The sequence below is a fragment of the Martinezella lusitana genome (assembly GCF_900094565.1).
Classification (GTDB): domain Bacteria; phylum Pseudomonadota; class Alphaproteobacteria; order Rhizobiales; family Rhizobiaceae; genus Rhizobium; species Rhizobium lusitanum.
This window is the reverse complement of sequence record NZ_FMAF01000001.1, coordinates 578,353-598,497: the sequence shown is the minus strand read 5'-3', so window position 1 is coordinate 598,497 and position 20,145 is coordinate 578,353. Positions and strand designations below refer to the sequence as shown.

The following is a 20,145-nucleotide window of genomic DNA, read 5'->3' as shown; positions in this document are numbered from 1 at the left end:
TTGCATGCGGTGAATTTGCCGTGAGGAGCTGCAAAATTGCACGATATCGATTGGAATGACCTGCGCTATGTTCTTGCTCTGGCCCGCTGCCGCTCCTTCGCCGCGGCCGGAAGGGAACTCGGCACCGATGCGACGACCGTTGGCCGACGCCTGAGAATAGTGGAACGGCATCTTGGCGCGGCCCTGTTCCAGCGCGATGCAGGCGGCATGATGTTGCCGACGCCGACGGGAGAAATTGCTGTGGCGCGGGCAGACGCGATCGAGGCGGAAGTCATGGCGCTGTCAGGGGCCTTGGAGGCCGCCGACCCCATGGCACTCGGCAGGGTGCGCTTGACGGCGCCGCCATCCTTCATCAATCGCCTGCTGATCCCGGCGGTACCCGGTCTCCTGTCGCAACATCCTGGCCTGCAATTCGAGCTCATCGGCGATGCCCGCAACTTCAACCTGACCCGGCGCGAGGCAGACATGGCGCTGCGGCTTGCAAGGCCGGCCGATATGGCGAACAGCAAGGTCGTGGCGCGACGCATCGCGACGCTGGACTATGCCGTCTATGTGGCGGAAGGGCAGCGGGATCAGGCGGAAAGCTTGCCCTGGATTGTTTATGAAGAGGCGATGGCGCATCTGCCGCACGCCCGCTGGATCGCAACCCAAGCGGAGAAGTCCGGCCGCGCCGGCGCTCTTGCGGTCAATGATGCGGAATCCCTGCTCCAGGCCGCGATTGCCGGGCTGGGGCGCGCGCTCCTGCCAAGAGTCTTGGCCGAGGATGCCGACGGTCTGTGCCGCGTCGACAGCGGGGACGAAAGCCTGCCGGTGCGTGAGGTGTGGCTGCTGATCCATGCGGAGTTTCGCCAATTCGCCCGCATCCGCGCCGTTTCGGGCTGGCTGGACAAGGTATTCTGCCGCCCACCCTCTCAACAGCCTGAATGACGGCAAGGGAGGCGGCGCTCGCGTGCCGCCTCCCGTTTTCGCGAAATTACTTGCCGTGCTTCTTCAGCCAGGCCTTCATCTCCTTGATCTCGGCTTCTTGCGCGGTGACGACGGCCTCCGCCAGTTTGCGCAGTTCGGGATCCTTGCCGTATTTCAACTCCACCTTGGCCATGTCGATCGCGCCTTGATGGTGCGGGATCATGCCGCGGACGAAATCCGCGTCGGCATCGCCGCTATAGGTGATCATCATGTCCTTGTGCATCTTGCCCATGGCATCGTTGAAAGCCTTGCTGGAGGCGCCCTGGTCGCCCATCGGCTTGCTCATGTCCATGCCCGACATGTCGTCGGCAAGGGCGGGAAGGGTAAAGGCAAAGGCGAAAGCGCCGGCGAGGATAAGGGTTCTTGACATAGACATAGGCGTCCTTTCCATTTCTGGACGATATCTGAATGTGAGCGGAAAACCGCTCTTGCGATGAAAACAGAGGGTCGTCAGGCGAAACGGGGCGGCGGCGCCGTCGGCTCCGGGCGGGAGCCGGCAAGACGTTGGCCGGGTGCCGGCACCGGATAGGAGAATGCATCCTGCCTGCTGTCGGCAGCCGCAAGCACTGGCGTCACGGCCAGGCAGGCCGCGCAGGACGGCACATGCGCCATGCCGCCGGCACAAGGATTTTCCGGCTTCCTGTCCTCGTGCTGAGCCATGTCGCCATGACCTGCCATGCCAGGCATATCGCCGTGTATGCTCATCGCGGATGCAGCCGGCATCGCCATCACGGAATCGCAGATAGGACAGCTCGCCAGCGCCGGCATGGCACCGTAGAACAGCCAGGCAATCAACATCGTCAGGATCGCGAAGAAGCGCATGAGCAAGAACCTAGATGCGCGTGCTTCGAAGGCAAGTGCAAATTGCAGCGGCGCGACATTGTGTGGCGATCAGGGCAGCAGTTCGACCTGCTTGATGATTTCGACCGGAGGAAAGCTGATGCAATCGACGGCATCGAAGGTCACGGTGAATCCCGAACGTTTTCTCGCCGCCCATTCCAGTGCTTGCGCCGCCGAAGCAGCCGGAATGCTCATGGCGATGGTGCAATGCGGCTGCCAATGGTCCGGGCGATAGTGCTCGTGGCAGAGAGCGGGATCGATGTCGTCATGGATAGTGCGATGCATTTGCCTCAGAACTCGATCGTCGGCGGGACGCGCCCATAGAACCAGCATCTCGTTGAGGAAATGGCCGATATCCGCAAATTCGATCGATATGGCCGGCATATTGCCGAACACTTTTTGGGCCGTCGCGAAGAGAACGGTCGGCAGAATGTCCTCGTAGATGGCGAAGGTCAGATGCGGAGGATAGTCCAGACGCGCCATGGACGGGATGCTTTCGAACCCGCTGGCCTCTCGCCAGAGATCCAAGACAGGAGCGGCGGTGGCATTCGAACATTTCAGAACGATCGCGTATGGCATGGCGTCTCTGTCGCCCTCTCTAGCTTTTGTCGGTTTTGCTAGGCGCTAACATATAACAATCCTTGCCGCATTCCGCCCAATCCGCTAGTTAACCGCCACTGTTCCCGTACCGGATTACCCTACAGATGAGCGACAAGCAGAAGAAACCACAGAAGCTCAAGGCCCGCCTGCCGCGCGGCTTTGTCGATCGTTCGGCAAGCGATATCCGCGCCGTCAACGAGATGACCGCAAAGATCCGTAGCGTATACGAGCATTATGGTTTCGATCCCGTCGAGACGCCCCTGTTCGAATATACCGATGCGCTCGGCAAGTTCCTGCCCGACAGCGACCGGCCCAACGAAGGCGTGTTCTCGCTCCAGGACGATGACGAGCAATGGATGTCGCTGCGCTACGACCTGACGGCGCCTCTCGCTCGTCATGTCGCGGAGAACTTCAACGAGATCCAGCTTCCCTATCGCACCTATCGCGCCGGCTATGTCTTCCGCAATGAGAAGCCAGGCCCGGGCCGCTTCCGCCAGTTCATGCAGTTCGATGCCGACACCGTCGGCGCGCCGGGCGTACAGGCCGATGCCGAAATGTGCATGATGATGGCCGATACGCTGGAAGCCCTCGGCATCAAGCGCGGCGACTATGTGATCCGCGTCAACAACCGCAAGGTTCTGGATGGCGTGTTGGAAGCGATCGGCCTTGGCGGCGACGACAAGGCCGGCCAGCGGTTGAACGTATTGCGCGCCATCGACAAGCTCGACAAGTTCGGTCCCGAAGGCGTGGCACTGCTGCTCGGACCCGGCCGCAAGGACGAATCCGGCGATTTCACCAAGGGCGCCGGGCTCGATGTCGAGCAGATCGACAAGGTGCTCTTCTTTGTCGGCATCAAGGATTATGCCGAAAGCGCCGTCCAGCTCGCCGAGCTGGTCGCCGGCACCTCGAATGGCGGCGAGGGCGTCGAGGAGTTGAATTTCATCGGCAGCCTCGTCACCAGCGCCGGCTATCAGGCTGATCGCATCAAGATCGACCCCTCCGTCGTCCGCGGCCTCGAATATTACACCGGCCCGGTCTATGAGGCCGAGCTGCTGTTCGATGTCACCAACGAGAAGGGCGAAAAGGTCGTCTTCGGCTCCGTCGGCGGCGGCGGCCGTTATGACGGGCTCGTCTCGCGCTTCATGGGCCAGCCGGTGCCGGCCACGGGCTTCTCCATCGGCGTCTCCCGTCTGATGACGGCCCTGAAGAACCTAGGTAAGCTCGGCCAGGACGAAGTGATCGCTCCGGTCCTCGTCACCGTCATGGACGGCGATGTCGAGGCCATGGGCCGCTATCAGCGCTTCACGCAGCAGCTGCGTGCCGCCGGCATCCGCGCCGAGATGTTCCAGGGCAATTGGAAGAAGTTCGGCAACCAGCTGAAATATGCCGACCGCCGCGGCTGCCCGATCGCCATCATCCAGGGGGGCGATGAGCGCGCCCAGGGCGTCGTCCAGCTCAAAGACCTGATCGAGGGAAAGCGCCTCTCCGGCGAAATCGAGGACAATGCCAGCTGGCGCGAAGCCCGCGTCGCGCAGGACGTTGTGCCGGAGGCAGAATTGGTCGCCAAGGTACAGGAAATACTGGCGGCACAGGCGGAAGACAGGAAGAGGGCGGGCTGATGGCCCTGATCAACCTTCCGGATTTTGCCGGTGACCTCCTTGCCGAATTTACCGGCCGCCGGACGGAGCGGGTCGACACGCCCATCATCCAGCCGGCTGAGCCGTTTCTCGACATGGCGGGCGAAGACCTTCGCCGCCGCATCTTCATGACCGAAAGCGAGACCGGCGCCAGCCTTTGCCTGCGTCCGGAATTCACCATTCCCGTGTGCCTGCGCCACATCGAAACCGCGACCGGCACGCCGAAGCGCTATTCCTATCTGGGTGAAATCTTTCGCCAGCGCCGCGAGGGCGGCCATGAATTCTATCAGGCTGGCATCGAAGATCTAGGCGACCGCGATACGGCAAGCGCCGATGCGCGCGCCATCGGCGATGCCATCGCCATCCTCAACCGCCTGGTCCCCGGCAAGGCATTGTCGGTGACGCTGGGCGACCAGGCCGTGTTCGAGGCGGTCGTCCAGGCGCTCGGTCTGCCCTCCGGCTGGCAGAAGCGGCTGATCCATGCCTTCGGCAACATGATGCAGCTCGAAACCCTGCTGGCGCGTCTGGCAAGCCCGCATCCGGTCACCGGGCTCGATCCGCATGCCCTCGATTTCCTCAATCGCGGCGACGAGCAGGGGCTGGTCATTCATATCGACAACACCATGCAGGCGACCGGCTATTCCACCAATGCCAGCCGCTCGCCACAGGAGATCGCTCGCCGTCTTCGCGAGAAGCTGGTTCTGTCGGAAACCCGTCTCGATAATGCCGCCTTCGGCGTGCTGGAAGAGTTTCTGTCGTTGAGCCTGCCGCTGGCAGACGCGTCTGCAGCGCTGGCCGGCTTTGCCGACGCGGCGGGCCTGAAGCTGGGCGCGGCGCTGGAAGGTTTCGATGCCCGTGTCGCGGCGCTCGCCAATGCCGGGGTCGATACATCGATGATCGAATATCGCGCCGCCTTCGGCCGCCCGCTCGACTATTATACCGGCCTCGTCTTCGAGGCGACGGTGGAGGGGTCGACGGCGGTGCTCGCCGGCGGCGGCCGCTTCGACCGATTGCTGACCCTGCTCGGTGCTAGGGATCACATCCCCGCCGTCGGCTTTGCGCTCTGGCTCGACCGCATCGAAACCGCGAGGGCAGCCTGATGACGATCACCATTGCGCTTCCCTCCAAGGGCCGGATGAAGGACGATTGCTCGGCGATCTTCGAACGCGCCGGCATGCCCATTGTCGCCGTCGGCAATGACCGCTCCTATCGCGGGCGCGTCGAGGGTTGGGAGGATGTCGAGATCGCTTTCCTGTCGGCCTCGGAAATCTCGCGCGAGCTCGGCAATGGCAGCGTCGATTTCGGCGTCACCGGCGAGGACCTCGTGCGTGAGGGCATGGCGGAGGCGGATCGCCGCGTCGAATTCTCAGCCCGCCTCGGCTTCGGCCATGCCGATGTCGTGGTCGCCGTGCCTGACATCTGGCTCGATGTCGACACCATGGCCGATCTCGGCGATGTCGCCGCCGATTTCCGCGCCCGTCATGGCCGCAGGTTGACGGTCGCCACCAAATATTGGCGGCTGACGCAGCAGTTCTTCTCCAGCCAGCACGGCATCCAGCTCTATCGCATCGTCGAAAGCCTCGGCGCTACCGAGGGTGCGCCGGCCGCCGGCTCCGCCGATATCATCGTCGACATTACCTCCACCGGCTCGACGCTGAGGGCGAACCATCTCAAGGTTCTGTCTGATGGCGTCATCCTGCGCTCGGAGGCGTGCCTCGTTCGCGCCCGCAAGCAAAGCCACGAGGGCAACCCCATGGTTCAGCGCATCGTCGCGGCGGTGCGTGCCGCGCTCTGATTTTTTGGATATTCACGCATGAAAAAAGCCCGCCGGAGCGATCCGGCGGGCTTTTTTAGTCCTGGGAGATGCGCTGCAATCAAGCGGTGGCGTAAGCACCGCGGCGTGCGTCGAGCGAATAGACGCCTGCGCCGTTGGTGGCGAGCATGATGTAGGCGCCGGCGAGCGTGACGTTCTTCAGGAAGTTGACGAAGTTCAGGCCGTTGATCCAGCCGTTGGCGGCAGCCGGAAAGTCCGGAACGTTGACGGTCGGCAGGTGGAAGATAACACCGGTGAACACGCAGAAGGCGGCGAGCAGCCAGCCGACGATGCGGACCTGGAAGCCGATGAGAACGCAAACGCCCGTCACGAATTCGAAGGTGCCGGCGAGATAGGTGAGAAGCGTTGCGTAGGGCATGCCGGCGCCGGCGATCATGCCGGCGGTGCCTGCCGGATCGGTCAGCTTGCCGAAGCCGGCGAAGATGAACATGAAGGCGAGCAGGATGCGCGCCACGAGGATGACGATATTGTTGGTGTTGGACATGATAGTCTCCAATGAAAGCGGTTGGGTCGGTGGCGACAATTTCTGAAGACAGATATTCGTGATTTTTGGGAGATTGAAAAGATAAACAACTGCGCACAATTAGTTCACAATCAGTGAACAATGCTGGCGCTCGGCACTCTTCCCATCGGCTCCGTATCGGTTATGGTGACGCAAATTCATCCGCCAAAATCATAATCTTGGAAGGAGCCCCCATGGCCGATCTGTCGTCTTTTCCAATCACGAAGCGCTGGCCCGCCAGTAATCCGGATATCATCCAGCTCTATTCGCTGCCGACGCCAAATGGCGTCAAGGTGTCGATCGCGCTCGAAGAACTGGGTCTGCCCTATGAGCCTCATCTGGTTTCCTTCGGCACCAACGACCAGAAGTCGCCGGAATTCGTGTCGCTGAATCCGAACGGTCGCATTCCCGCGATCATCGATCCCAATGGTCCGGACGGCAAGCCGATCGGCCTGTTCGAGTCCGGTGCGATCCTGGTCTATCTCGCCGAAAAGACCGGCAAGCTTATGCCCAAGGATGCGGCCGGGCGTTACGAGGTGTTGGAATGGGTCTTCTTCCAGATGGCCGGCATTGGTCCGATGTTCGGCCAGTTCGGCCACTTCTTCAAGTTTGCGGCTGATAAGGTCGCCAACAATCCCTATCCGGTCGAACGTTATCGCGACGAGGCCAAGCGTCTTTTAGGGGTTCTGGAAGAGCGCCTGAAGGGGCGCCAGTGGATCATGGGCGACGAATACACCATTGCCGACATCACGACGTTTCCGTGGGTTCGCGGCGTCGATGTGTTTTATGGCGGCCGGGACGTTCTCGAATTCGAGAGCTTCCCCTCGGTCATGAGCTGGCTGGAGCGCGCTCTTGCACGTCCGGCGAGCCAGCGCGGGTTGAACATTCCAAAGCGGGATTGATTGGCTCCGATCTCTTCGGGAGCAGGTCGGTCAGGTCCGTCTTTGTCGGCGTCTATGTGCCTGGCCTCTCACGCCAGCACGCTCCCCGTAGACGGCAGGGCAATTGCTTATGGGGCATGCCAGTGCCGCACAACCCCTTTTCCCCGAGGGGAGAAGGGGTTGTGCGGCGACGATCTCATCTCATATGCGATTGCCCTGCCGTAGACGGGGCGAGGGGGGTCCGTCCCGCGTTTGCGGCGGGATCTCACTCAGCAATGAAGGTGCCGATTTTAGAGGACGAGACTCCCTTTCCCTGCTTGCGGGGAGAGGGTTGGGGTGAGGGGCGGGCACGCAGGGGCGACGATGGTGAATTCACCTGACTATCATCGACAGTGGCTTCTACTGCCGGATGGCCAGCTGGCTGCCCGGCTCCAGCTTGAAGCGCGGAAACAGGAAGACGCCGACCAGGCTGCCGGCATGTTTTCCGTCGGCGGCGATGGATTCGCCGACGCAGAAGATTGGCTGGCGATGACCGCCGGTACCAAGGATCGTCGTTGAGTAGCAGAAGCAGGATGCAGCGGTAGCCCCTTGCTCGAAAATATCGAGGATGCGGATGCGATCATGCGCATCATAGCAATGCATCAGGCTCAAGAGACCGCATTCCGAGGAGCTCAGCCCGTGCAGCATGGTGCTCCACTGACCGAGCCGGATGATGCCGCTCGACAGGTCGCCCGTCCAACCTTCGGAAACACAAAACTGCGCCAGAAGATCGGGATCATGCCCCCCGAATTCCAGCGAGCCGGGAGCAAAGGGTGCGGAAAAATTGGCCTTGGCAATCTTGAACAATATAATCCTCACTTGAGCGCATGGTCCCCCGAGCGCGCTTCATTCGAATTCCGTCCATCTTCGGATGGAACGTCTCCCCCGCATGTCGCGCCTTCAGGAAAAGCAGAGCCGCATCTCCGCCGATTCCGTCTTTCGCCATGCTTTTCGGGTTGTCGATCCCGTCTATGAAGTCATTTCAAGTAATAAATCCGGACGCCATCATTCCCTGATGTCATGATTGTACGCAGGCGCTGATTAAGCGTGCCGAAAATAAGTAAAATTTGTGTGCATTGCAGCTTACCCTCTAAAATCGCTGCGCTGGGATTTATAGGGACTTTTTTGAAAACGGCAATGGGGCAGTTTGCGTAAATTTGCATGGCCATGAAACTTGCCGAACTTGCATCAAAACTGTTTCGGCACAAATGAAAAGGGCGACCCGAGGGCCGCCCTTCGTCAATTCCGGATGCCGGATTGAACAGTCATAATAAGGCTAAAGCCCTATCACATCATGTCCATTCCACCCATGCCGCCCATGCCGCCAGGCATAGCCGGAGCGTCCTTCTTCGGCAGTTCGGCGATCATGGCTTCGGTGGTGATCAGCAGCGAAGCAACAGAAGCTGCGTTCTGCAGAGCCGTGCGGACAACCTTGACCGGGTCGACGATGCCCATGGCGATCATGTCGCCATATTCAGACGTCTGAGCGTTGTAGCCGTAGTTGTCTTCGTTCTTGTCGAGAACCTTGCCGACAACGATCGAAGCTTCGTCACCAGCGTTTTCAGCGATCTGGCGAACCAGCGCCTGCAGCGCACGACGAATGATGTTGACGCCGGCTTCCTGATCCTGGTTCTCACCCTTGGCGGTGATCTTCGTGGAGGAACGCAGGAGAGCGATACCACCGCCCGGTACGATGCCTTCCTGAACAGCAGCGCGCGTCGCGTTGAGAGCGTCGTCGATGCGGTCCTTCTTTTCCTTCACTTCAACTTCCGTCGAGCCACCGACGCGGATGACGGCAACGCCGCCAGCGAGCTTGGCAAGACGTTCCTGCAGCTTTTCGCGGTCGTAATCGGAAGAGGTTTCTTCGATCTGAGCCTTGATCTGGGCAACGCGGCCTTCGATGTCGGACTTCTGGCCGGCGCCGTCGACGATCGTGGTGTTTTCCTTGGAGATCGAAACCTTCTTGGAACGGCCGAGCATGTCGAGGGTGACCGACTCGAGCTTGATGCCGAGGTCTTCGGAGATGACAGTGCCGCCCGTGAGGATGGCGATGTCTTCAAGCATGGCCTTGCGGCGATCGCCGAAGCCAGGAGCCTTGACGGCAGCGATCTTCAGACCGCCACGCAGCTTGTTGACGACGAGCGTTGCAAGAGCTTCGCCTTCGACGTCTTCAGCGATGATGAGGAGCGGCTTGCCGGTCTGAACGACGGCTTCGAGAACCGGGAGCATGGCCTGCAGGTTCGAGAGCTTCTTCTCGTGCAGCAGGATGAACGCGTCTTCGAGATCGGCGATCATCTTTTCCGGGTTGGTCACGAAGTAGGGGCTGAGGTAGCCACGGTCGAACTGCATGCCTTCGACGACTTCGAGTTCGGTTTCGGCGGTCTTGGCTTCTTCAACCGTGATGACGCCTTCGTTGCCGACCTTCTGCATGGCTTCAGCAATATCGAGACCGATCTGCTTTTCGCCGTTTGCCGAGATCGTGCCGACCTGTGCGACTTCTTCCGACGTGTTGATCTTCTTGGCCTTGGCCTGGAGATCCTTGACGACTTCTGAAACGGCGAGATCGATACCGCGCTTCAGGTCCATCGGGTTCATGCCGGCTGCAACTGCCTTGGCACCTTCGCGAACGATGGCCTGGGCGAGAACGGTTGCAGTCGTCGTGCCGTCGCCGGCGATGTCGTTGGTCTTCGAAGCAACTTCGCGGACCATCTGGGCGCCCATGTTTTCGAACTTGTCTTCGAGTTCGATTTCCTTGGCGACCGTGACGCCGTCCTTGGTGATGCGCGGAGCGCCGAAGGACTTGTCGATAACGACGTTACGACCCTTCGGGCCGAGCGTTACCTTGACTGCGTCGGCGAGAATATCGACGCCACGAAGCATCTTTTCGCGGGCGCTGCGGCCGAATTTTACTTCTTTAGCTGCCATGTCTAAAAACTCCTGAATTCGCATTGTCCGGGTTTATGGCCCGTCAGCTGTATCGGAAAAGGGGAAACCGGCTGGATCAGCCGATGATGCCCATGATGTCGGCTTCCTTCATGATGAGAAGGTCTTCGCCGTCAAGCTTGACTTCGGTGCCCGACCACTTGCCGAACAGGATGCGGTCGCCGGCCTTGACGTCGAGCGGGACGATCTTGCCGGAGTCATCGCGAACGCCGGAGCCGACGGCGACGATTTCGCCTTCCTGCGGCTTTTCCTTGGCGGTATCGGGAATGATGATACCACCCTTGGTCTTTGCTTCGGACTCGACGCGACGAACGACGACGCGGTCATGAAGGGGGCGGAAATTGGTGCTTGCCATTGTCTAATCCCTCGATCAAATGACATTCACGGATCAGCGGGGGATCCGTATGGGCTGCGTTAGCACTCAGCATTGGCGAGTGCTAGCGACGGTGATTTAGGGGTGGCTAGCAAACGAGTCAAGAACGTGCCCGTGAATTTTTTCAAACCGCTCTTCATTGACTTGCTGCCGGTTTTGCCGGAAAATCCTGGGCATGGGGTTTGCGGATACCCCACGAGGCGTCATGCCGGAGTTTCGCGTCCATCTCTTTTGGAAGGGACGTAACATGACTTCGTTCAGCGCCATCACCCCCGAAAAGCTTCTTCGTCTGCTGGGCACGCCGAAAGCGCCCGCGATACTCGACGTTCGCAGCGTCGAGGATTTCGACGCCGATCCCTGTCTGGTGCCGGCCTCGCGCCGCCGGGATTACAAGGATGTTCAGGCTTGGGCCGCCGAATTTCACAACCGGAATGTCGTTTGCCTCTGTCAGCACGGCGGCAAGCTCAGCGAAGGCGTCGCCGCCTGGCTGCGGCTGGCTGGTGCCGCGGCGGAAATCCTCGACGGCGGTCTCGACGCCTGGCGGGCGGCAGGATTGCCGTTGATCCCGGTTTCGATCCTGCCCGATGCCAACGCGTCCGGTGCAACCGTGTGGGTAACCCGCGCCCGGCCGAAGATCGATCGTATCGCATGTCCCTGGCTGATCCGCCGCTTCGTTGATCCCGGCGCTTCGTTTCTCTTCGTGACGGCTCAGGAAGTCGACGGCGTCGCCGAACGCTTCGGCGCGACACCCTTCGATGTGGAGGGGGTATTCTGGAGCCACCGCGAGGAGGAATGCACTTTCGATACCATGGTGAAAGAATTCCAGCTCGACCTCCCGGCACTTCACCATCTTTCCCGCATCATCAGGGGCGCCGATACCAACCGGCTCGATCTTGAACCGCAGGCGGCTGGCTTGCTTGCCGTTTCGCTCGGCCTTTCGCGCATGTTTGCTGACGATATCGAACAGTTGGATGCAGGCATGTTGTGTTATGACGCGCTTTATCGCTGGTCGCGAGACGCGACCCAGGAAAAGCATGATTGGGTATCGCATGGAGCAAGAAGATCGTGACCGAAACCGTTTTGGCTGACGATCTGGTTGCGAGCCCGTCCCTCAGCGAAGCCACACGCGTGTGGGCGCGCGTCGGCGCCTTGAGCTTTGGCGGCCCGGCCGGGCAGATCGCCCTCATGCATCGCATGATCGTCGACGAGAGGCGTTGGGTCGATGAGGAGCGCTTCCTGCATGCCTTGAGCTACTGCATGCTCTTGCCAGGCCCGGAGGCACAGCAGCTTGCGACTTACATCGGCTGGCTGCTGCATGGCTGGCGCGGCGGTTTGATTGCCGGTCTGCTGTTCATCCTGCCGGGCTTTGTCGTCATTCTGGCGCTTTCGGCTTTCTACGCCATTTTCCATGACACCAGCCTGCTTGCCATGATCTTCTTCGGCATCAAGGCGGGCGTGCTGGCGATCGTGTTGCAGGCGCTGATGCGGCTGAGCGGCCGTGCCCTCAAGAGCCGCTTCCATGTGGCGATGGCGATTGCCAGCTTCGTCCTTCTCTTCATCTTCGATCTGCCCTTTCCCATGGTCGTGCTGCTGGCCGGCCTTACCGGATATGGGCGGGTCCTCTATCGAGCCTGGCGTGACGAACAGTGGCGACCACGATTGCCGCGCCTGACGGCGCCAACCAGCCGCTTCGGATGGCTCGGAGGCGCTCAAGCGAAGGCGTCCGTCCTGACGATCCTGCTTTGGGTATTGATCTGGCAGGCGCCACTGTTGTTGGTGCATGCTCTCCACGGTCCACAGGATGTCGTCTCCGAGGCGCTCAGCGGTGAAACAAGCGTATTCGGCGCCATTTTCTCCTTTTTCTCACGCATGGCGATCGTCACCTTCGGCGGCGCCTATGCTGTTCTGGCTTATGTCGCGCAGACGGCGGTACAGCATTATGCCTGGCTGAAGCCGGGCGAAATGCTGGATGGTCTCGCACTTGCCGAGACGACTCCTGGGCCCCTCGTATTGGTTTTGTGCTTCGTCGGCTTCATGGCGGGATTTCGCAATCCCTTCGGCTTCGATCCTCTGTTTGGCGGTTTTCTCGGAGCGAGCCTCGCGGCCTGGGCGACATTTGCGCCGAGCTTCCTCTTCATCTTCGCCGGTGCGCCTTACATCGAAAAATTGCGCGGCCATGCGGGTCTTTCGGGCGCGCTTGCCGCCATCACGGCGGCCATCGTCGGCGTCATGACCAACCTTTCGGTTTGGTTCGGGCTGCATGTGCTGTTTGCGAATGTCGATCGGCTGGTGCTGTTCAGTCACCCCGTCAGGATTGACGGCGGCGATTTCGCCAATGTACCGATCGCTGGTATCGCGTGGCCGAATTGGGGCACCCTTGATATTTCGGCGCTGTTGCTCTTCGTCCTCGCGGCCGTCCTGGTTTTCCGTCAGCGCGCCGGTGTTGCCACCGTGCTCGGCGTTTCCGCCGTGGCGGGTTCCTTGCTCCGGCTTGCCGCTTGAGCCCTGTGCGACGCAAAAACCTGCGTATCGCTCTTGTAATTTGCCGGCCGGTTTGCGATGTCAGCCCGTGATTTATTTGACGCGAGGACCGCATGGGCAAACGTATCGGAAGCTTTCGCGAGATCGGCGGACTTTATGATGTTGCGCTCTGCGATGTGTGGGGCGTGCTGCATAACGGCGTCTCCGGTTACAAGGAAGCGTCCATTGCGCTGGAGGCGGCTCGCAGCCAGGGTCTGACCGTCGTGCTCATCACCAATTCCCCGCGCGTCGCTCCGAGGGTGGTCGAGCAGCTGCGCGTGATCGGTGTTCCCGACAGTGCCTACGACCGCATCGTCACATCGGGCGATGTCACCCGCAGCCTGATCGCCGAGGGTCCGAAAAAAGTGTTCCTGCTGGGGCCGGAGCGTGACATCGGCATCCTCGAAGGGCTCGACGTGCAGCGTGTCGAGGCGGGCGAAGCCGAAAGCATCGTCTGCACCGGCTTCTTCGACGACGAGACCGAAACGCCTGACGATTATACCGACATGCTGACGGCCTGGTCTGCCCGCAAGGTGCCGCTCATCTGCGCCAATCCCGACCTCGTGGTCGAGCGCGGCCACCGGATGATCCCGTGCGCCGGCGCCATGGCCGCCTATTACGAGCGGCTCGGCGGGCAGACGCGGATCGCCGGCAAGCCGCATCAGCCGATCTACGAAGCCGCGATTGCGGCAGCCCGCGAGGTGCGAAGCGAATTCCCGCTGTCGCGCGTCGTCGCCATCGGCGACGGCATGCCGACCGACGTGCGCGGCGCGCTCGATTACGGCCTCGATCTTCTTTACATCAGCCATGGCATCCACGCCCGCGAATACGTCGTCGACGGTCACACCGACGAAGCCGCACTCGGCGCCTTCCTGGCGCGCGAGCAGGCCTCGCCGAAGTGGTGGATGCCGCGCCTTGCTTGACCGGAGTGGCAGACGATGACCGTTTTCCATCGCAACGAGACCCGCGACCCGCTTCCCGACGATCTCAAGGGCGGGGTCATCGCCATCGGCAATTTTGACGGTGTGCATCGCGGTCATCAGTCGGTCCTCGATCGGGCGCTGGAGATCGCCAGGGAGCGGGGCGTTCCAGCTCTGGTGCTGACCTTCGAGCCGCATCCCCGCACCGTGTTCAAGCCGGATCGGCCGGTCTTCCGCCTGACGCCGGCACCGCTGAAGGCGCGCTTGTTGGAAGCCCTCGGCTTTAACGCCGTCATCGAATATCCGTTCGACCGTACTTTTTCGCAGCGCTCGGCGGATGAATTCGTCCATTCGATCCTCATCGACTGGCTGCATGCCTCGGAAGTCGTCACCGGCTTCGATTTCCATTTCGGCCACGACCGTCAGGGCGGCCCCGCCTTCCTGATGAACGCCGGCAGCCACAATGGTTTCGGCGTGACGCTTATCGACGCCTTTCGCGACGAGAATACCGAGGTCATCTCCTCGAGCCGCATCCGCACGCTGTTGGCCGAGGGAGACGTGGGCCAGGTCGCCGGCATGCTCGGATACCGCTATACCGTCGAAGCGCCTGTCATCGGCGGCGAGAAGCTCGGTCGCACGCTCGGTTTCCCCACAGCCAATATGCAGCTTCCGCCGGAAATATCGCTGAAGGCCGGTATCTACGCCGTGCGGTTCCGTGCAGCGGACGGCGTCATCCGCGACGCGGTTGCGAGCTACGGCCGCCGTCCGACGGTCACCGACAACGGCGCGCCGCTGCTCGAGACCTATGTCTTCGATTTCAGCGGCGACCTCTACGGCCAGATCTGTTCGGTTTCCTTCTTCGGCTATCTCCGCCCCGAACTGAAGTTCGACGGTCTGGATGCGCTGGTCGCGCAGATCAGGAAGGACGAGGATGAGGCGAGGGCGCTGCTCGCCGGCGTCCGACCGCTTGGCGAAATCGATCGCTGCATCGCCTTTTCCTGATACCATGCAAGGGGTTGGCTGGGCGAAGCGTGCCGCACCGCAGCATTTTTTTGCCTTGAGCCAACCTTCATATGCGTTAATCCTTATCGGCGATGAGGCGTGAGTCGGCGCGCCAGTCTCCGAAAGGTATTCGAATGGATAAACGCTTTGGAACGGCGGCCTGCTGGCTGCTCGTCATTCCCTATATCGGCTTGCTCTGGGTCCCCTTCTACAACAGCCATGATCCGGTCTTGCTCGGTTTCCCCTTCTTCTATTGGTATCAGCTGGCCTGGGTGCCGATCACCGCTGTCCTGACGTGGATCGCCTATCGGAGCATGCGCCATGACGACTGAGATCGATCCGACCGCACTCGCCGTCTTCATCTTCTTCTTGGCGCTCGTGACCGTCATGGGCTTTGTCGCCGCGCGCTGGCGCCGGCCGAAGACCCTTGCCCATATTGACGAATGGGGCCTTGGCGGCCGCACCTTCGGCACGTGGATTACCTGGTTTCTCGTCGGCGGCGACTTCTACACGGCCTATACCGTGATCGCCGTCCCGGCCCTGGTCTACACGGTCGGTGCCTATGGGTTCTTCGCGCTGCCCTATACCATCGTCGTCTATCCTTTTGTCTTCATGGTGATGCCGCTTCTCTGGAGGCGGGCAAAGGATCACGGCTACGTCACCGCGGGCGATGTCGTGCACGGCCAATACGGCTCGCGGGCGCTCGAATTGGCGGTCGCGCTCACCGGCGTCATCGCCACCATGCCCTATATCGCCTTGCAGCTCGTTGGCATGACGGCAGTGTTCAAGGCCCTCGGGCTTCACGGCGAACTGCCGCTCGCCGTCGCCTTCATCATCCTGGCGCTCTACACCTATTCGGCCGGTCTTCGCGCGCCGGCGCTGATCGCCTTCGTCAAGGACATCATGATCTACATCGTTGTCATTGCCGCCATCGCGCTCATTCCGGCGAAACTCGGCGGTTACGCCAATGTCTTTGCGGCAGCCGATGCGGACTTCCAGGCCAAGGGTGCAGGCAGCCTGCTGCTCGGCGGCAACCAGTATGTCGCCTATGCGACGCTGGCGCTCGGCTCGGCGCTCGCGGCCTTCATGTATCCGCACACGCTGACCGGCATCTTCGCTTCCAACAGCGGCAATACCATCCGCAAGAATGCGGTGTTGCTGCCGGCCTATACGCTGCTGCTCGGCCTGTTGGCCCTGCTCGGCTATATGGGCCACGCGGCACATCTGAAGCTGGATAGCCCCAATGATGTCGTTCCGGCGCTGTTCCAGTCGCTGTTCTCGAGCTGGTTTGCCGGCTTTGCCTTTGCGGCCATCGCCATCGGTGCGCTGGTTCCCGCCGCCGTGATGAGCATTGGTGCCGCCAACCTCTTCACCCGCAACTTCTGGAAGGCCTATGTCGATCCGCAGGTTTCCGATGCCGGCGAGGCAAAGGTCGCCAAGATGACCTCGCTCGTCGTCAAGGTCGGTGCGCTTCTCGTCATCATTTTCCTGCCGACGCAATTCGCGCTCGATCTGCAGCTCTTGGGCGGCATCTGGATATTGCAGACGCTGCCGGCCCTGGTCTTCGGCCTCTATACCAAGTGGTTCCGGGCGCCGGCTCTGCTTGCCGGCTGGTTCGTCGGCTTCTTCGGCGGCACCTACCTCGTGTGGGATGCCGGCTGGAAGCCGCTGCACATAGTCACGCTCGGAGACGCAAGCTTCACCGTCTATACGGGGCTGCTGGCGCTGGCAGCAAACATCGTTGTGTCGGTGATCCTCAATGCGGTCATGCCGGCGCGGGCGACGGCACACGCCTGATCGAAGCAATATCCTGTCGGCCGCGGGCGGAAACGTCCGCGGCCTTTCTGTGCGTTGCCGGCACTGTTTCCTCTTCCTTTCCTTGGAAAAAACGCCTATGAACCGGCGATCATGACCCAATTTCGGCTGAGCCTATCGATACGAATTATTGGCCCGGCCTTCCGCGCGCTTTAAGCTGCCGGGAGGTCCGGGTTCTTGGCGCCCGTTCCCGAGGCGCTTTCCGCCGCCGAAAAATCCCCATATGGCTGCGCCTGTTTGGCGCAAGACGCCCGAGACACCGAGGCAATTGTCAGAACTATGACCGATACCGCTGAAAAGATGGATTATTCCAAGACCCTTTACCTGCCGGAAACCGACTTTCCGATGCGCGCCGGACTGCCGCAGAAGGAGCCGGAGCTGGTGAGCCGGTGGAAGGACATGGATCTCTACAAAAAGCTGCGCGCATCCGCCGCCGGCCGCGAGAAATTCGTGCTGCATGACGGCCCGCCCTACGCCAATGGCCACATCCATATCGGCCATGCCCTCAACAAGATCCTGAAAGATGTCATCACCCGCTCGTTCCAGATGCGCGGCTATGACAGCAACTACGTTCCCGGCTGGGACTGCCACGGCCTGCCGATCGAGTGGAAGATCGAGGAAAAATACCGCGAGAAGGGCAAGAACAAGGACGAGGTTCCGGTGAACGAGTTTCGCCAGGAATGCCGTGATTTTGCCGCCGGCTGGATCAAGATCCAGGCCGAGGAGTTCAAGCGCCTCGGCATCGTTGGCGATTTCGATAATCCTTATCTGACCATGAATTTCCATGCGGAATCCCGTATCGCCGGTGAGCTCTTGAAGATCGCCCGCAGCGGGCAGCTTTATCGTGGCTCCAAGCCGATCATGTGGTCGGTGGTCGAGCGCACGGCGCTGGCGGAAGCCGAAGTCGAATATGCGGATGTCGAGAGTGATACGATCTGGGTGAAGTTCCCGGTCGTTGAAGGCCCGGCCGAGCTTGCCGGGACCTTTGTCGTCATCTGGACGACCACGCCCTGGACGATCCCCGGCAACCGCGCGATCGCCTATTCCCAGCGCGTTTCCTATGGCCTCTACGAAGTGACGGAAGCCGCCAATGATTTTGGCCCGCGCCCCGGCGAGAAGCTGGTCTTTGCCGACAAGCTGGCCGAGGAATCCTTCGCCAAGGCAAAGCTACAATACAAGCGCCTGAACGATGTCACCGCCGACGACTTGGCCACGCTTACCTGCGCGCATCCGCTGGCTTCGCTCGGCTACGGCTTCAAGGTGCCGTTGCTCGACGGCGATCACGTGACCGACGATGCGGGTACCGGCTTCGTGCATACCGCACCCAGCCACGGCCGCGAGGACTTCGACGCGTGGACGGGACATGCGCGTGCGCTCGAAGCGCGGGGAATCTCGTCCACCATCCCGTTCCCCGTCGACGACGCTGGCTTCTACACCGCCGATGCCCCTGGTTTCGAAGGCGGCCGCGTCATGGACGACAACGGCAAGAAGGGCAATGCCAACGATCTCGTTATCAAGGCATTGATCGAGACGAACACGCTCTTCGCGCGCGGACGGCTGAAGCATTCCTATCCGCATTCCTGGCGCTCGAAGAAGCCGGTGATCTTCCGCAACACACCGCAATGGTTCGTCTACATGGACAAGGACTTCGCGGACGGCTCCACGCTGCGGTCGCGCGCGCTGAAGGCGATCGACGATACCCGCTTCGTGCCTGCTGCCGGCCAGAACCGTCTGCGCGCCATGATCGAGCAGCGCCCGGACTGGGTTCTGTCGCGTCAGCGCGCCTGGGGCGTGCCGATCTGCATCTTCGTCGACGAGCAGGGCAACATCCTGCAGGATGACGGCGTGAATGCCCGCATCCTCGAAGCCTTCGAAGGCGAGGGGGCTGACGCCTGGTTCGCAGACGGCGCCCGCGAGCGCTTCCTCGGCGAGAAGGCCAACGAGCCCTGGACGCAGGTCATGGATATCCTCGATGTCTGGTTCGACTCGGGCTCGACCCATACGTTCACGCTGGAAGATCGTCCGGACCTCAAGTGGCCGGCGGACGTCTACCTCGAAGGCTCGGACCAGCATCGCGGCTGGTTCCATTCGTCGCTGCTCGAAAGTGCTGCGACCCGTGGCCGCGCGCCTTATGACACGGTGGTCACGCATGGCTTCACCATGGACGAGCAGGGCCGCAAGCAGTCGAAATCGCTCGGCAACGTCGTCGCCCCGCAGGATGTGATGAAGGACGCGGGCGCCGATATCCTGCGCCTCTGGGTCATGACCACGGACTATTGGGAGGATCAGCGTCTCGGCAAGGCCATCATCCAGACCAATGTCGATGCCTATCGCAAGCTGCGCAACACCATCCGCTGGATGCTCGGCACCCTGGCGCACGACACGGGCGAGGTGATCGCTTACGCCGACATGCCGGAGCTGGAGCGGCTGATGCTGCATCGCCTCGCCGAGCTCGATGAGCTGGTGCGCGAAAGCTACGACGCCTTCGACTTCAAGCGCATTGCCCGCGCCCTCATCGATTTCGCGAATGTCGAGCTCTCGGCCTTCTACTTCGATGTTCGCAAGGATGCGCTCTATTGCGACGCGCCGTCGAGCCTGCGCCGCCGCGCGTCGCTCGCCGTCATCCGCACGATCTTCGATTGCATGGTGACGTGGCTGGCGCCGATGCTGCCGTTCACGACGGAAGAGGCGTGGTTGTCGCGCAATCCGTCGGCGGTATCAGTCCATCTCGAACAGTTCGTCGCCGTACCAGTCGAATGGAAGAACGAGGCCCTGGCCGAGAAGTGGAAGAAGATCCGTGCCGTGCGCAGCGTCGTCACCGGCGCGCTGGAAATCGAGCGCAAGGACAAGCGTATCGGCTCGTCGCTGGAAGCCGCCCCGATCGTCTATGTCGCCGATCCGGAGCTGCTGAAGGTGCTTGAAGGACAGGATTTCTCGGAAATCTGCATCACTTCGGGCATCGCGATCGAGAGTGGCGAAGGCCCGGCGGATGCTTTCCGTCTCGATGATGCCGCCAAGGTCAGCGTCGTGCCGAAGCTTGCCGAAGGCCGCAAATGCGCGCGCTCCTGGCGCATCACCACCGATGTCGGCTCCGATCCGCAATACCCGGATGTCTCGGCGCGTGACGCCGCGGCCCTGCGCGAATTGATGGCTGTCAACTGAAGAAAATTGCCGGGTGAATTGCCTTTGCGGCGTTCATCCGGTAAAAGCTGCCTGAAAATGGCCTGATTTTTACGGCAGTTGCCGTTGAATGGGGTTCTGCTACATTTTGTT

General features: G+C 61.3%; 20 protein-coding genes. 12 read left to right on the top strand and 8 right to left on the bottom strand.

Annotated elements, in window-relative coordinates:
- Positions 1-36: 36 nt before the first annotated feature.
- The gene (locus GA0061101_RS02855) at positions 37-927 is read left to right on the top strand and encodes a LysR family transcriptional regulator (RefSeq protein ID WP_245297426.1); all 891 of its coding nucleotides are present in this window, start codon (positions 37-39) and stop codon (positions 925-927) included.
- A 46-nt stretch (positions 928-973) separates the two neighbouring features.
- Here the strand turns inward: GA0061101_RS02855 and copM are convergent, their stop codons facing one another.
- The 3 genes from copM to GA0061101_RS02840 all read right to left on the bottom strand — a co-directional run bounded on the left by copM (position 974) and on the right by GA0061101_RS02840 (position 2,385).
- The gene (gene copM, locus GA0061101_RS02850) at positions 974-1,342 is read right to left on the bottom strand and encodes a CopM family metallochaperone (RefSeq protein WP_037200796.1); all 369 of its coding nucleotides are present in this window, start codon (positions 1,340-1,342) and stop codon (positions 974-976) included.
- Positions 1,343-1,416: 74 nt separating this feature from the next.
- A complete protein-coding gene (locus tag GA0061101_RS02845; protein ID WP_047640432.1) occupies positions 1,417-1,788 on the bottom strand; it encodes a hypothetical protein in 372 nt (123 codons plus the stop codon).
- Between the two features lie 69 nt (positions 1,789-1,857).
- Positions 1,858-2,385: a 2'-5' RNA ligase family protein gene (locus tag GA0061101_RS02840; RefSeq protein WP_037200802.1), complete on the bottom strand. Its 528-nt coding sequence runs from the start codon at positions 2,383-2,385 to the stop codon at positions 1,858-1,860.
- A 125-nt stretch (positions 2,386-2,510) separates the two neighbouring features.
- On the opposite strand from GA0061101_RS02840, the gene hisS reads away from it, so the two are divergent.
- Genes hisS through hisG form a run of 3 tightly spaced genes read left to right on the top strand, consistent with a single transcriptional unit; the run spans position 2,511 to position 5,838 of the window.
- Positions 2,511-4,025 (top strand): histidine--tRNA ligase, encoded by a 1,515-nt coding sequence (gene hisS / locus GA0061101_RS02835; protein ID WP_037200805.1) that lies wholly within the window; start codon positions 2,511-2,513, stop codon positions 4,023-4,025.
- Positions 4,025-5,143 carry an ATP phosphoribosyltransferase regulatory subunit gene (locus GA0061101_RS02830; protein ID WP_037200806.1) on the top strand — a complete coding sequence of 373 codons (1,119 nt, stop codon included), beginning with the start codon at positions 4,025-4,027 and terminating at the stop codon, positions 5,141-5,143. Before hisS ends, GA0061101_RS02830 begins: the two co-directional genes overlap by 1 nt.
- Positions 5,143-5,838 carry an ATP phosphoribosyltransferase gene (gene hisG / locus GA0061101_RS02825; protein ID WP_037200809.1) on the top strand — a complete coding sequence of 232 codons (696 nt, stop codon included), beginning with the start codon at positions 5,143-5,145 and terminating at the stop codon, positions 5,836-5,838. Before GA0061101_RS02830 ends, hisG begins: the two co-directional genes overlap by 1 nt.
- Positions 5,839-5,917: 79 nt before the next feature.
- Here hisG and GA0061101_RS02820 read toward each other — a convergent pair whose 3' ends face one another.
- A complete protein-coding gene (locus GA0061101_RS02820; protein WP_037200811.1) occupies positions 5,918-6,361 on the bottom strand; it encodes a DoxX family protein in 444 nt (147 codons plus the stop codon).
- A gap of 212 nt (positions 6,362-6,573) precedes the next feature.
- Here GA0061101_RS02820 and GA0061101_RS02815 point away from each other — a divergent pair, with 212 nt between their 5' ends.
- Complete coding sequence (locus tag GA0061101_RS02815) at positions 6,574-7,281, top strand: glutathione binding-like protein (RefSeq protein WP_047560810.1); 708 nt, start codon at positions 6,574-6,576, stop codon at positions 7,279-7,281.
- A 378-nt stretch (positions 7,282-7,659) separates the two neighbouring features.
- Here GA0061101_RS02815 and GA0061101_RS02810 read toward each other — a convergent pair whose 3' ends face one another.
- The 4 genes from GA0061101_RS02810 to groES all read right to left on the bottom strand — a co-directional run bounded on the left by GA0061101_RS02810 (position 7,660) and on the right by groES (position 10,597).
- Positions 7,660-8,106, bottom strand: coding sequence for a hypothetical protein (locus GA0061101_RS02810; RefSeq protein WP_037200814.1), 447 nt, complete (start codon positions 8,104-8,106; stop codon positions 7,660-7,662).
- A 170-nt stretch (positions 8,107-8,276) separates the two neighbouring features.
- A complete protein-coding gene (locus GA0061101_RS38520; RefSeq protein WP_141694043.1) occupies positions 8,277-8,468 on the bottom strand; it encodes a hypothetical protein in 192 nt (63 codons plus the stop codon).
- Between the two features lie 118 nt (positions 8,469-8,586).
- Positions 8,587-10,224, bottom strand: coding sequence for a chaperonin GroEL (gene groL, locus GA0061101_RS02805; protein WP_037200815.1), 1,638 nt, complete (start codon positions 10,222-10,224; stop codon positions 8,587-8,589).
- A 76-nt stretch (positions 10,225-10,300) separates the two neighbouring features.
- Positions 10,301-10,597, bottom strand: coding sequence for a co-chaperone GroES (gene groES, locus GA0061101_RS02800; RefSeq protein WP_034508496.1), 297 nt, complete (start codon positions 10,595-10,597; stop codon positions 10,301-10,303).
- 265 nt (positions 10,598-10,862) lie between these two features.
- On the opposite strand from groES, the gene GA0061101_RS02795 reads away from it, so the two are divergent.
- The 7 genes from GA0061101_RS02795 (at position 10,863) to ileS (ending at position 20,034) form a co-directional block, all read left to right on the top strand.
- Positions 10,863-11,684 carry a chromate resistance protein ChrB domain-containing protein gene (locus GA0061101_RS02795; protein ID WP_092573026.1) on the top strand — a complete coding sequence of 274 codons (822 nt, stop codon included), beginning with the start codon at positions 10,863-10,865 and terminating at the stop codon, positions 11,682-11,684.
- Positions 11,660-13,117: a chromate efflux transporter gene (gene chrA / locus GA0061101_RS02790; protein WP_425349988.1), complete on the top strand. Its 1,458-nt coding sequence runs from the start codon at positions 11,660-11,662 to the stop codon at positions 13,115-13,117. Before GA0061101_RS02795 ends, chrA begins: the two co-directional genes overlap by 25 nt.
- Positions 13,118-13,209: 92 nt before the next feature.
- On the top strand, positions 13,210-14,058 hold the full coding sequence (locus GA0061101_RS02785) for a TIGR01459 family HAD-type hydrolase (RefSeq protein ID WP_092572969.1): 849 nt from the start codon (positions 13,210-13,212) through the stop codon (positions 14,056-14,058).
- Between the two features lie 15 nt (positions 14,059-14,073).
- Positions 14,074-15,057 (top strand): bifunctional riboflavin kinase/FAD synthetase, encoded by a 984-nt coding sequence (locus GA0061101_RS02780; RefSeq protein ID WP_092572968.1) that lies wholly within the window; start codon positions 14,074-14,076, stop codon positions 15,055-15,057.
- A gap of 134 nt (positions 15,058-15,191) precedes the next feature.
- The gene (locus GA0061101_RS02775) at positions 15,192-15,389 is read left to right on the top strand and encodes a DUF3311 domain-containing protein (RefSeq protein WP_034508488.1); all 198 of its coding nucleotides are present in this window, start codon (positions 15,192-15,194) and stop codon (positions 15,387-15,389) included.
- Positions 15,379-16,854 carry a monocarboxylate uptake permease MctP gene (gene mctP, locus GA0061101_RS02770; protein WP_092572967.1) on the top strand — a complete coding sequence of 492 codons (1,476 nt, stop codon included), beginning with the start codon at positions 15,379-15,381 and terminating at the stop codon, positions 16,852-16,854. The genes GA0061101_RS02775 and mctP overlap by 11 nt, the downstream gene beginning before the upstream one ends.
- Positions 16,855-17,151: 297 nt before the next feature.
- Entirely contained in the window at positions 17,152-20,034 is a 2,883-nt protein-coding gene (ileS, locus tag GA0061101_RS02765; protein WP_092572966.1) for an isoleucine--tRNA ligase, read from the top strand.
- Positions 20,035-20,145 lie beyond the last annotated feature (111 nt).

What these genes read in the sequence shown, in the direction of transcription:
- copM (WP_037200796.1), bottom strand. Translation starts at nt 1,342, where the DNA reads ATGTCTATGTCAAGAACCCTTATCCTCGCCGGCGCTTTCGCCTTTGCC.
- GA0061101_RS02845 (WP_047640432.1), bottom strand. Translation starts at nt 1,788, where the DNA reads ATGCGCTTCTTCGCGATCCTGACGATGTTGATTGCCTGGCTGTTCTAC.
- GA0061101_RS02840 (WP_037200802.1), bottom strand. Translation starts at nt 2,385, where the DNA reads ATGCCATACGCGATCGTTCTGAAATGTTCGAATGCCACCGCCGCTCCT.
- hisS (WP_037200805.1), top strand. Translation starts at nt 2,511, where the DNA reads ATGAGCGACAAGCAGAAGAAACCACAGAAGCTCAAGGCCCGCCTGCCG.
- GA0061101_RS02830 (WP_037200806.1), top strand. Translation starts at nt 4,025, where the DNA reads ATGGCCCTGATCAACCTTCCGGATTTTGCCGGTGACCTCCTTGCCGAA.
- hisG (WP_037200809.1), top strand. Translation starts at nt 5,143, where the DNA reads ATGACGATCACCATTGCGCTTCCCTCCAAGGGCCGGATGAAGGACGAT.
- GA0061101_RS02820 (WP_037200811.1), bottom strand. Translation starts at nt 6,361, where the DNA reads ATGTCCAACACCAACAATATCGTCATCCTCGTGGCGCGCATCCTGCTC.
- GA0061101_RS02815 (WP_047560810.1), top strand. Translation starts at nt 6,574, where the DNA reads ATGGCCGATCTGTCGTCTTTTCCAATCACGAAGCGCTGGCCCGCCAGT.
- GA0061101_RS38520 (WP_141694043.1), bottom strand. Translation starts at nt 8,468, where the DNA reads ATGGCCATGCAAATTTACGCAAACTGCCCCATTGCCGTTTTCAAAAAA.
- groL (WP_037200815.1), bottom strand. Translation starts at nt 10,224, where the DNA reads ATGGCAGCTAAAGAAGTAAAATTCGGCCGCAGCGCCCGCGAAAAGATG.
- groES (WP_034508496.1), bottom strand. Translation starts at nt 10,597, where the DNA reads ATGGCAAGCACCAATTTCCGCCCCCTTCATGACCGCGTCGTCGTTCGT.
- GA0061101_RS02795 (WP_092573026.1), top strand. Translation starts at nt 10,863, where the DNA reads ATGACTTCGTTCAGCGCCATCACCCCCGAAAAGCTTCTTCGTCTGCTG.
- GA0061101_RS02785 (WP_092572969.1), top strand. Translation starts at nt 13,210, where the DNA reads ATGGGCAAACGTATCGGAAGCTTTCGCGAGATCGGCGGACTTTATGAT.
- GA0061101_RS02780 (WP_092572968.1), top strand. Translation starts at nt 14,074, where the DNA reads ATGACCGTTTTCCATCGCAACGAGACCCGCGACCCGCTTCCCGACGAT.
- GA0061101_RS02775 (WP_034508488.1), top strand. Translation starts at nt 15,192, where the DNA reads ATGGATAAACGCTTTGGAACGGCGGCCTGCTGGCTGCTCGTCATTCCC.
- mctP (WP_092572967.1), top strand. Translation starts at nt 15,379, where the DNA reads ATGACGACTGAGATCGATCCGACCGCACTCGCCGTCTTCATCTTCTTC.
- ileS (WP_092572966.1), top strand. Translation starts at nt 17,152, where the DNA reads ATGACCGATACCGCTGAAAAGATGGATTATTCCAAGACCCTTTACCTG.